A 12,030-nucleotide genomic window follows, 5' to 3' on the forward strand; every position below is an offset into this window, starting at 1 on the left:
TCGGGTTAGAATAAAAAACCATTCATCACAACAAAAAAGCCGGACCTGAATCAGATACGGCTTTTCGGAAATTCATTTTTGGTTTTCAGTTGCGCAGGCGATCTTGCCTGAAATATCTTGTAGTTTTAAAAAGAGTAATCGTTTTTGGCGATCAATTCGTTGGCAATTCGACGGCGTGCATCTTTCAAATTCACAGGTTCAATTTTCGTAAACCGCTTCAAACCCATTAGCATTACACGCAGTTCGTCACTTTCCGCGAAGCTGGTTATTGCCGCTTTTCCGGCATTGTTAACCTTTTCAACAGCCCTGTGCAAATAAATGAGCGCCAAATCTTGATGCAGCGCATTGGCCTCCGTGCCGAGCAGGTTAATGCGTTTTTCAACGCGCAGCAAAACTGATTCGGCCGCGTAAATCTCAATCACCATATCCGCAAGATTCATGATGATTTCCTGCTCTTCCGAAAGTTTCATCATAAACTTCTGAACCGCCGCACCGGCCACCATTAAAGCTGCTTTTTTAAGGTTTTGCAAAACCTTTTTCTCAGCCGCAAAAAGCGTTTCGTCTTCGCTCATGCTGAAATCCGGAATGGACATAATTTCCTTTCCAACAGCCATTGCGGGTCCCATCAAATCAATATGCCCCTTCATGGCGCGTTTCAAAAGCATGTCTACAACCAGCAGCCTGTTGATCTCGTTTGTTCCTTCGAAGATGCGGTTGATGCGACTGTCGCGGTAAGCCCGGTCCATCGGCGCATCGGCAGAGAAGCCCATTCCGCCAAAAATTTGAACGCCTTCATCCACCACATAATCAAGCACTTCCGAGCCGTGCACTTTCATAATCGCACATTCAATGGCCAGTTCTTCCAATGCTTTTAGCTTCGAATCGGCGTCTGACATTCCTTTTTCCTGGAAAGTGGAGATCAGGTCGTCAATGTTTTGCCCAACCCGATAAGCGGCGGATTCGGTTGCAAACATGCCCACCGCCATTTCCGCCAGCTTGTATTTGATTGCCCCAAAACTGGAAATAGAAGTGCCAAATTGCTTTCTTTCATTGGCATACTGAATCGCCTGCTGCGTCACTTTTTTAGCACCGCCGAGTGCCGCGGCAGCCAATTTAATGCGGCCAATGTTGAGAATGTTAACGGCGATCTTAAAACCACTTCCCCTTTCGGAAAGCATATTTTCAACAGGCACGAGACAATCGTTAAAGAATATTTGTCTTGTATCAGACCCTTTAATACCCATCTTATGCTCGGAAGCATTCATGGTGATGCCGCCAAACGATTTTTCAATAATAAAGGCGGTTAGATTTTTATCAGCCTGACCATTCTCTTCAATTTTGGCAAAAACAATGAACACGTCGGCAAAACCGCCATTCGTAATCCACATTTTCTGACCGGTCACAGAATAATGTTTACCGTCGGCCGTTAAGATCGCCTTTGTTTTTCCAGAGTTGGCATCTGAGCCTGAGTCAGGTTCGGTTAAGCAGTACGCGGCTTTCCAGTCGCCTGTTGCCAGCTTGGGAAGATATTTTGCTTTTTGGTCCTCATTTCCATAGTAGAGAATCGGCAATGTGCCAATGCCCGTGTGTGCCGACAATGCGACGGAAAAGGAATTTCCTGCACCAGTTGCTTCCGCAACAAGCATAGATGTGTTGAAATTCATTCCAAAACCGCCATATTCCTCAGGAACTGCGGTTCCCAGCAAACCCAGTTCACCGGCTTTGTCCATTAATCCGGAAATAAGTTCGGGGCTTTTTGCGTGATCAATTTCATCCAGGACCGGCCAGACTTCCTTGCTCAGAAAATCCCGGCAAGTGTCTGCAATCATACGCTGTTCTTCCGTAAACTCCTCAGGAATAAAAATTTGTGATGGCAATGTTTCTTTGATCAAAAACTCCCCACCCTTAATAGACGTCTTTTTCTCTTCTATAACGGCCATATTCATTAAATTTTTATCGATGATTGATGTTTGAAATAAAGGTATGCTTGCATACTACTTTGTCTATTGCAAATATAAATTATTCGCATAATTATGCAAGCATACCATCGGAAAATCGCATGTAAGGGGAAACGATAAACGAGTTTAGCGTTTGAAGATCTTGAACTGTTTCAGCAATGCGCCATTGCTTTCAAGGCGGATGAAATAAATTCCCGCTGAAATGCCGAGTTGGGACAAATCAATATTGGCAAGATCGTCCGAAACCGTGACAAACTCATTTGCAAGCGGCATCCTTTTTCCTGAAACAGTGATCAGCTCATAAGAAATTTCATTGCTGATTATATCATCGGGAAGCTTGATGTTGAACACATTTTCCACCGGATTTGGGTAAAATCTCCAGTCTTCCAAATCTTTGGTAATGTTAATCGAATCGCCGTACGAAATACTGAACTGGATAGAATTGGTAACAATTACGGAATCCTCTTTTGTCGCAGTTACAGTCAGCGTGTAGCGACCGATGTATGGTTCGAATCCTTTGTCATTTTCGTAGAGTGCGAAGGGGAAAATCTTGGTTTGTGATTTTTTGTGATAAGGCCCATTCAGGTCAAAATCAACTTTGTCATATTCAAAATTTCCGTATGCGTAAATGTTCAGCAATGGAGGTAAGTCGCTGTGTGCGAGCACGTCGTCGCCCGAAAGCTTCCTGATCACGCGCTGATCCACTTTGCTCCCGCCTCTTACCAGCTCAAAGCGAACCTCGGGAATCTCAACTTTCAAAATAAAAGGCACTTCCACATATGCACCAGCATTGTCATACGCACGGATAATGAGCCTGTATTCACCCTCTTCCGTAGGAGTTCCTGAGAAAACATTGAGTGAAAAATTGAGCCAAGAAGGCCTGTTTTGCAATGAAATAGAGGAAATATAACCATCCGGATCGCCAAATATTTCTGTTGGCAAAAGGTAATTGAACGGCATATTCAGCTGCGCAAACTTAACTGGCAACGAGCTGCTTGCAAATGGAGGCGCATTCAGGAATTGTGGTTCTACAACTTTAATGGTGAAATAAGTTTCCACAAAGGCATTCAAGTCGTCGTAAGCCTTCAAACTGATGCGATATTCGCCCAATTTCGTGGGTGTTCCGGTGAGCGAACCGTTCACAAATTTCAGCCAGCTCGGCAATTCGCTTGCTTCAATTTTAGTGACTTCTCCATCAATATCTTCAAATGCGCCTTGCGAAATGGCGAGCGTGTAAGGCTTGTTAAGCGCAATGGTTTGATTGGAAAAATTCTCGTCAACAGTTGGCGGCTTATTCGCATTCTCGCGGGTGTCAACGCGAATGGTCAGAAATGCTTCTGTCGTCCCGCCCTCGTCATCTGTTCCTTTCACCTGAATCCGGTAATCACCCAAAACAGTCGGTTTTCCTTTCAACTGGCCGTCCTCAAACCGAAGCCAGCCTGGCAAACCGCCCACATCCACTTTTACAATGGTTCCGTCGACATCAGAGAACGTGTCAGTTGGCAATTTGAAAGCAAAATCCTTGTTAACCGCGACAATCTGCATGGGCACCGGACGGAATACATAAGGCGGATAATTGGAAGCATCTTTCCAATATTCAGGAGAAAGAATGTCCTCATCCAGGCCGATCCAAACTGGTTTAGGATTTGCAGGATCAGCATAAGCACGTTTTCTCCATTCATCAAAAATAACATTGATCGGGCCGCCTTTTTCAACTGCGGCAGAAAGCCTGTAACTAACGGAATCCTTGTAGACAATCGGCTTAATGGTCTGTGAAAGCCATGTTTGCGCTGCCTGACGAAGAAATGGCTCAGCGCGGTTCATCGTATTTTGTACAGAAGCAACAACAGCCACAATGTTGGCGCCGTGTTCAAAATTCTCATTGATCTGCTTTAAATGCGCATTGTTATCAAATGACGTGCTGATAAACAGTTCATTAGCCGTAATAAAATTAGCGGGCGCGTCACTTTTAATAATATCCACCGACCATCTGTGATCATGCGTGGCGAGATCATCATTAATTTTGATTCCATCCGCTTTTTCATTCAAACTTCTGAAACCAAGCGTCCCGCGCACATTTGAAGGTTTGTCAAAAACAGATCCATAATCGGAAACAAATTTCACATTCGGATCGACTGACTTCACAGTAGAAATCATTTGCTCAGTATAGCGTTTGAGCACAAGGTGGCGATAAATATACCAGTCCTTTCCGGCTCGCTGCCTAAACGTTTCTCCTGGTTCCCAAGGCGTTGCGGGCGGATAGACGTCCTCAAAAGTTTTATGCTCGACTCCCCAGAGATAATTAAGTCGTTGAAGTTTCTTATAATTTGTTTTCAAAAAAGCACGAAAACCGGTGATCATTGATTTGGAATAGTCATACACCGCAGCGCCGTCTTTCCCATTTTCGATCAATCCGCCGGGATATTCTCCTTCTTGTGTTCCCGTGTTGGTAACTGAGACAAAAAGAAGCTGATTATTGGTTTGAAGATGTTTGTAACGTGTAACGGTTTCTTTGACAAATGCCTGTGCTTTGGTGACAATGGGCTGATTATCAAAGCCAAATGATGTATCCTGATATCCGCTCAAAACCGGCTTGCCAGTTGAGCTCATATGTGCGTCCGAAGGCTCCCAAAACCCCTTAATTCTTGTGCTATGGCGCCCAACGTGAATGCGGAGCGCCACTTTCATGCCCAAATCCGTGGCGGTTTTGACCTGCTCATCAAACTTGTCCCAAAGCGGCTTTTCGGTGGGGGAGTTGTAATAGATTTTATCCCAGGGAATGGTGAGGTAAACAGCATTCATCCCGTACGCGTGTGCAGACTTGATCAGTTCAATTTCCGGACCTTGTTCGCTGCGGTCCAGGACATTAAGCAGCATCAATGCCAGATAACGCTGGCCATCGGCCTCGGTTGTCGCTGCATTGGGCTGAGCTTTGGACGGCTGAAAAAACATTATCCAGACCAAAACCGCCAATAAGCATTTTGTAAGCAGTTTAAACCCGTACGTAGAATTGTGCATGCTAATAATTTTTATCAATTAATTTGATCCAGTCGTTGTAACCATTATCCACATTGAACCGGCTCGCAACTTCCACGCTTTTGGCGCTGTCAGTTTTTGTTTGGCCGTTCATGATCGAGCGCATTGCAGTAACCATTTGTTTTACACTCATATCCTGCGTTACAATTCCCATTCCCTCCTGCACAAACTCTGAAACTCCGCCCGAAGGAAACGAAACAATAGGTTTGCCCAACAACGCAGCTTCAATCATCACCAGCGGAAATGGATCTTGGCGGGAGGTCAGTAAAAACCCATTTCCCATGTCAAGATAACTATAATAATCCTCTTTTTGCTTGCCAATCAGGTGGATTTTGGTTGCCGATTTTGAATTTTTGCAGCGTTGTTCCGTGTAATAAACCAGCCCGTCATTAATGCTGGCGCCTATCCATATGAGATGAACGCGCGGATCGTTCAGTTCTTGTGCAACTTCGGGCAACATATCAAAACCTTTTCGCTCTGAGGTCATTCCGGACAAAACCCATACAAAATCTTCTTTTGGGATGCCCAGGCCTTGCTTCAATTCGCTGGTTCGCTTTTCGTCCCGCTTGACAAGTGCGTGGTCAATAAAGGAATAAAGCAGCCCCACATTTTTTCCACCCGCATCTTTAATGGAATCACAGGTCGTTTGTGAGCAGCCAATGAGCAAATCGGAATAATCGACAATGCTTTTGAAGTCGGGAGCGCTGAGATAAGCGTAGGTCAAGGGCATTTCATGAAAATGCGTAACAACCTTGATCTGAAATTCCTTGGCAACAACGATCGTTTCGGGAATCATTGTTGTGTTAACATACCAAAAATCGGCTTTGAACTCCCTCGCGAGCTTTCTCAGATATTTCAACGTGGGATTGACACCCAAATGGAAGGAGATCTTTTGCGCAATGCTAAAATGTCTGGGAGCTATGAAAACAGGAATATCCTGAGGAAATTCTTTCAGCAATTCTCCATTTGCAAAACTCACAATGCCAACGTCAAACCGACTTCTGTCAATCTTTTTTAAAATATAGAGCAGCATCATTTCTGATCCTGTCCGGGTGGCATAAGGCGTGAAAAAGAGGATCTTTTTTTTAACGTTGTTCATGAATGGCGGTTAGCAAATCAATATTTTCGTTAGGCTTTATTTTATAGAGGCCTTTTCTGACAAAAAGAGTTTTCCAGAAATATTTCAGAATCACCCTCGTTTTTCGCACATATATATATTGTGTACGCAGTTCCGTAAACGGGTTTCCGTATCTTTTTAGGTTAAAAGCCATCTTCCAGATATAAATTACCGGGATCATCAGCAAATAATGCGTGATGAGCAGCAAATATTGCATAATGCCATACTGCTTCCTGATCCATAAAAAGTTGGAAACCTGCATCTGCGTGCTGAATCGGTTAATCCAGGAAATGTTGGTCCGGCGGAAAGGATTGTTGTTTTCAAGATGTAAAAAAATGCAATCCTTGAAATAGCAGAGCTTTCCCAGCTTGCCCAGCCGCCCCGACCATTCCACATCCTCGCCATACATAAAGAAATCGTCACTGAAACCGCCCGTTTTTTCAAAACCCTCTCTTCTCAGAAAGATAAATGCACCAACTAACCAATCGTGCTGGTCGGGATCGGCATATTGAGGATCGGGATAGAATTTTTTGACAAGTTTTTCAACAGCATTACTGGGCGGAAGAATGAAAAATGTTCTCCGGAATTCATTGAAGCTTCTATAAAATGGCATTGGAGTGCCATCTGCATAATGTTGCAAAGCGCCGCAAGCGATAATGTCCGTCCGAACATTCATCCGATCAAAACAACGACCGATGACATTGTCGATCAACAAAGTGTCCGCATTGAGCAAAAGAAAATATTTGCCTTTTGCCACAGACATTCCTCTATTGTTGGCAATGCCAAAACCATCATTGGATGGTGAATTAATCCATGTGATTTCGGGATAATGATTTTTAACTAAGTCGCCGCCGCCATTTTCGGGATCATTGTCAACGATGATAATTTCAAAAGAAACGCCGGACGTAAATTTGTAAATAGAATCTAAACAATTGATTATAAGCTGAGGCGTTCGAAAATTGATAATGACAATGGATACATCCATGAAGGGGTGTGTATGTTTCGGCTCAAAAATAAAGAATCTCCGCCGAAGATGGGTAATTCTTCAACGGAGACTCTAAAATTAGTCTGTAAGTTAGTAAGCGGCTTAATTCAGTCTTTCATAAATTCCTGCAACGCCTTGACCGCCACCAACACATGCCGTAACCATGCCATATTTCTGGTCCCGGCGCTTCATTTCATTAAATAATTGCACCGAAAGCCGAGCTCCCGTTGATCCCAGCGCATGTCCCAATGCAATGGCTCCTCCATTGGGATTGACGATTTCAGGATTAATATCAAGCTCCTGAATAACGGCCAGCGATTGTGCCGCAAATGCTTCATTAAGCTCTATTTGTTCAATGTCATTGAGCTGTAATCCAGCTTGTTTCAATGCAATGGGAATCGCCGCAACCGGGCCAATGCCCATCACACGCGGGTCCACACCAGCAGTGGCATAAGACATCATTCGGGCAATTGGTTTCAGATTCAATTCCTCAACCAATCTTTCAGACATCACCATAACAAATGCCGCGCCGTCCGAAGTTTGCGAAGAATTTCCGGCTGTAACCGACCCGCCTGCTGCAAAAACGGGTTTCAATTTATTCAAAGCATCAAGCGTCGTGTCCGCACGCGGGCCTTCGTCTTGATTGACAATAATTTCTTTGGTTTTCTTTTTGCCGGAAGCAGCATCAAAATAGGTTTCCTTCACGGTCACAGGCACAATTCCATCCGCGAACAGCCCCTCTTTTTGCGCCCGCAATGCCTTTTGATGTGAGTTGAAAGCAAATTCATCCTGTTTTTCACGACTAATGTTGAAATCCTTTGCAACCTGCTCGGCTGTAAGGCCCATGCTCAGATAATAATCGGGATTAGTGTGCGCAATTTCGTAGTTCAATGCTGTTTTCCAGCCCATTGTCGGCACGAGCGACATGGATTCTGTTCCGCCTGCAATGATGCATTCAGCCATTCCTGCATGGATTTTTGCAGAAGCCATGGCAATTGCCTCCACGCCGCTGCCGCAATAACGGTTGATCGTAATGCCGGAAACATTCTTTGGAAGTGCAAGCAAAGCCACATATCGGCCCATTTGCATGCCCTGTTCGGCCTCAGGAACGGCATTGCCCACAATCACGTCATCAACGCGGGCAGGATCAAGGCCGGGGATTTTTTCAAGCAAATATTTGATAACAGTTGCACCCAGGTCGTCAGGGCGCGTAAAACGAAAGCCTCCGCGAGAAGCTTTTCCAACCGCGCTCCGATATCCGGCAACAATGTATGCATTCATAAAGTGTAGATTTTTAGTTCGATAACAACCAGGCAAAAGAAATTAGTATGCCTGCATACCATTGGTAAAAATAGCAATTTATCATAAAACAACAAACCACCCGAATCCAAGTTATTAATGGAAAACATTAGAGTTCTATTAGGATTATCAAAGTTGTGATACATTACTATTTGCAATGAATTACCTTTGGGCTTGAAAATGATAGCTTTGCTGACAATCTGACATTCGTATATAGGCGGGCTCAATATTTTTTATGTAAATGATCGGTTAAAACATATATCAAAATCATGTTTAAAATATTTTCAAAGCTTTTCGGCACAAAATCAGAACGGGATTTAAAAGAATTGACCCCGTACGTTGATAAAGTCAATGCCGAATATGCACTATTGGCTTCCCTAACCAATGACGAGCTTCGGTCTAAATCCGAAGGCCTCAAACAACATATTGCTGATAACCTTAAATCCATAGACGATCAGATTGCGGTTTTGAGACAACAGGCTGCTGATGAGCCTAATGTCGACAGCAAAGAAGCCATCTTTAAGCGAATTGATGCTTTGGATCTGGACCGCAACAAGGAGTTGGAAAAGATCCTTTTGGATATTTTGCCAAAAGCTTTTGCAATCGTTAAGGAAACAGCCAGGCGGTTTAAAGAAAACGAAAAACTCGAAGTTACTGCCTCATATTTTGACAGAGAAGTTGCCTCAAAGAAGTCACACGTGGTGATTGAAGGCGATAAAGCATATTGGAATACAACCTGGGATGTAATTGGCCAGCCTATCAAATGGAACATGCTGCATTACGATGTGCAGCTGATTGGTGGTGTGGTTTTGCACCAGGGTAAAATCTCCGAAATGGCGACGGGGGAAGGTAAAACGCTTGTTGCAACACTTCCCGCATTCCTTAATGCATTGGCAGGAAATGGCGTTCACATTGTAACTGTGAACGATTATCTGGCAAAACGTGATGCAGAATGGAATGCACCGTTATTTGAATTTCACGGCATGAGCGTCGATTGCATCGACCGCCATCAGCCCAACACCGTTGCCCGCAGGAACGCATATAAAGCATCGTTAACTTACGGAACGAATAACGAATTTGGTTTTGACTATCTGCGTGACAACATGTCACGTACTCCGGAAGAGCTTGTGCAGCGCAAGCACCATTTCGCAATGGTGGATGAGGTCGATTCTGTTTTGATTGATGATGCGCGTACGCCATTGATCATCAGTGGACCGGTTCCGCGTGGCGATGAGCAGGAATATCTGGAATTGAAGCCACGTGTTTCGCGGATTGTTGAAGCGCAGAAAAAGCTTGCAATGGATTTCCTGAATGATGCCAGAAAGAAAATTGCAGCAGGAGATAAAAAAGAAGGAGCGCTTTCATTGTTCCGCGCACATCGCGGGATGCCGAAATACAAGCCTTTAATTAAATATCTGAGTGAATCGGGGATTAAGGCGTTGATGCAGGAATCCGAATCAATTTATCTTGCAGAAAATCAGAAATTGATGCCGCAAGCCGATGAGCCGCTTTATTTCACGATCGATGAGCGTCATAACAGCATTGAACTAACAGAAAAAGGAATCGACTTCCTGACAGGAGAATCGGAAGAAACCAACTTCTTTATCCTTCCTGATATCGCCGTTGATCTGGATGCCATTGAAAAAGATGCTTCCTTAAATGAGCAGGAACGCATTATAAGAAAAGAATCCCTAATCCGTGATTATTCTGTAAAAACAGCCCGCATTCACACGGTAAATCAACTTTTGAAGGCGTTTACACTTTTTGAAAAAGACGTGGAATACGTGATTATGGACGGAAAGGTGAAGATCGTCGATGAGCAAACAGGTCGTATTATGGACGGCCGTCGTTATTCGGACGGTTTGCACCAGGCGATTGAAGCGAAAGAGAATGTGCGTGTTGAAGATGCGACGCAAACTTACGCGACAGTGACATTGCAGAATTACTTCCGGATGTATCATAAGCTGGCGGGTATGACCGGAACGGCGGAGACGGAAGCAGGTGAATTCTGGGAAATCTACAAACTGGACGTTGTATCGATCCCTACCAATGTCAATGCGGTTCGGAAAGATCATGAAGATAAAGTCTATCGTTCGGTTCGTGAAAAATACAATGCAGTAACGGACGAAATCGTAGAGCTTGTGGAAGCTGGAAGGCCGGTTTTGGTGGGTACAACTTCGGTTGAAAACTCCGAGATCATTAGCCGGATGCTTACTCTAAGAAAAATCCCGCATCAGGTTTTGAATGCCAAGCAGCACCAGCGTGAAGCGGAAGTTGTAACGGAAGCCGGTAAGCCGGGAACTGTCACCATTGCAACCAACATGGCTGGTCGTGGAACGGACATTAAGCTGACGCCGGAAGCGAAAAAATCCGGTGGACTTGCCATTATTGGTACGGAGCGCCATGAAAGCCGTCGTGTAGACAGGCAGCTGCGCGGTCGTTCGGGTCGTCAGGGTGACCCGGGTTCTTCTCAATTTTTTGTTTCTCTGGAAGATAACCTTATGCGTCTTTTTGGGTCAGACCGGATGGCGAAGGTGATGGACAGAATGGGGCTGGAAGAAGGCGAAGTGATTCAGAGCGGAATGATCACCAAATCCATTGAACGTGCGCAGAAAAAAGTTGAAGAGAATAACTTCGGCATGCGGAAGCGTCTTTTGGAATATGATGACGTCATGAACTATCAACGCGATGCCATTTACACGCGTCGTCGTAATGCATTGTTTGGCGAACGTCTTGCCGTTGACATTGCGAATACATTATATGATGTTTGTGACGAGCTTGTAAGCACAGCCGGTTCTTATGCAGAGCTTGAACTGGCCGTTATCACCACATTAGGCATGGAAGTGCCTTACAGTGAATCGGAATATGGATCATTGAAGCCGGCTGACCGGTCGCAAAAACTTTACGATGCGGCTGAGAAGCAATATCAGGACAAAAATGCAGCGATTGCTTCAAAAGCATTGCCTGTTTTGAGTTCAATTAATGCGGAGCGCGGTGCGACCATTTCTGAGATCATGATCCCATTCAGCGATGGAATTCGTCAGACAGGTGTGGTTGTGGGCTTGAAAAAGGCCATCGAAAACGAAGGAAAGGAAATCACGACAGAGATGGAGAAAGCCATTGTCCTTTCGCTGATTGACCAGGAATGGAAGGAGCATTTGCGTGAAATGGATGATTTGAAACAATCCGTTCAGAATGCTGTATTTGAACAAAAAGATCCATTACTGATCTATAAATTCGAATCGGTTGAGCTTTTCAAACGCTTCCTGAGCAAGGTTAATTTTGATATGATCTCCTTCCTGATGAAAGCTGATATTCCACAGGAAGAAGCGGTTCCCGCGACAGCTGTGCAACAAACAGTTCGCCGCCCGACTCCTGCGCCTGCTTTGCACACCAACCGCGAAGAGGAATTCGACACAGAATTGGAAGGCGGTCCAAGTGAGTATGCGCGTCAAATGGAATCCACCACAAAAACGCAGCCTGTTCGCACCATTAAAATCGCCGATAGAAACCAAAAAGTTTCTGTTCAATATCGCGATGGACGGATTTTGCGTGATGTGAAGTTCAAAAAAGTAGAACAAGAAGTTAAAAATGGAGAATGCGTCGTAATCGAATAATGCAATCCGTTATGTTAT

6 protein-coding genes are annotated in these 12,030 nt (G+C 44.5%); 1 reads left to right on the forward strand and 5 read right to left on the reverse strand.

Annotation, left to right across the window (positions count from 1 at the left end):
• Positions 1–125: 125 nt before the first annotated feature.
• The 5 genes from LZG73_RS20165 to LZG73_RS20185 all read right to left on the reverse strand — a co-directional run bounded on the left by LZG73_RS20165 (position 126) and on the right by LZG73_RS20185 (position 8,377).
• Positions 126–1,940, reverse strand: a complete 1,815-nt coding sequence (locus LZG73_RS20165) for an acyl-CoA dehydrogenase family protein (RefSeq protein WP_233853997.1) — start codon at positions 1,938–1,940, stop codon at positions 126–128.
• Between the two features lie 144 nt (positions 1,941–2,084).
• A complete protein-coding gene (locus LZG73_RS20170; RefSeq protein ID WP_233854003.1) occupies positions 2,085–4,976 on the reverse strand; it encodes a putative Ig domain-containing protein in 2,892 nt (963 codons plus the stop codon).
• 1 nt (position 4,977) lies between these two features.
• The gene (locus LZG73_RS20175; RefSeq protein WP_233854004.1) at positions 4,978–6,093 is read right to left on the reverse strand and encodes a glycosyltransferase; all 1,116 of its coding nucleotides are present in this window, start codon (positions 6,091–6,093) and stop codon (positions 4,978–4,980) included.
• Positions 6,080–7,096, reverse strand: coding sequence for a glycosyltransferase family 2 protein (locus tag LZG73_RS20180; protein WP_233854005.1), 1,017 nt, complete (start codon positions 7,094–7,096; stop codon positions 6,080–6,082). The genes LZG73_RS20175 and LZG73_RS20180 overlap by 14 nt, the downstream gene beginning before the upstream one ends.
• A gap of 102 nt (positions 7,097–7,198) precedes the next feature.
• Positions 7,199–8,377, reverse strand: a complete 1,179-nt coding sequence (locus tag LZG73_RS20185) for an acetyl-CoA C-acyltransferase (RefSeq protein WP_233854006.1) — start codon at positions 8,375–8,377, stop codon at positions 7,199–7,201.
• Between the two features lie 287 nt (positions 8,378–8,664).
• On the opposite strand from LZG73_RS20185, the gene secA reads away from it, so the two are divergent.
• Positions 8,665–12,012 carry a preprotein translocase subunit SecA gene (gene secA, locus LZG73_RS20190; RefSeq protein ID WP_233854008.1) on the forward strand — a complete coding sequence of 1,116 codons (3,348 nt, stop codon included), beginning with the start codon at positions 8,665–8,667 and terminating at the stop codon, positions 12,010–12,012.
• Positions 12,013–12,030 lie beyond the last annotated feature (18 nt).

Origin of the sequence: Dyadobacter sp. CY326 (assembly GCF_021390515.1) — a bacterium.
Lineage (GTDB): Bacteria > Bacteroidota > Bacteroidia > Cytophagales > Spirosomataceae > Dyadobacter.

Coding starts and splice junctions, on each gene's coding strand:
- LZG73_RS20165 (WP_233853997.1), bottom strand. CDS start 1,940: ATGGCCGTTATAGAAGAGAAAAAGACGTCTATTAAGGGTGGGGAGTTT.
- LZG73_RS20170 (WP_233854003.1), bottom strand. CDS start 4,976: ATGCACAATTCTACGTACGGGTTTAAACTGCTTACAAAATGCTTATTG.
- LZG73_RS20175 (WP_233854004.1), bottom strand. CDS start 6,093: ATGAACAACGTTAAAAAAAAGATCCTCTTTTTCACGCCTTATGCCACC.
- LZG73_RS20180 (WP_233854005.1), bottom strand. CDS start 7,096: ATGGATGTATCCATTGTCATTATCAATTTTCGAACGCCTCAGCTTATA.
- LZG73_RS20185 (WP_233854006.1), bottom strand. CDS start 8,377: ATGAATGCATACATTGTTGCCGGATATCGGAGCGCGGTTGGAAAAGCT.
- secA (WP_233854008.1), top strand. CDS start 8,665: ATGTTTAAAATATTTTCAAAGCTTTTCGGCACAAAATCAGAACGGGAT.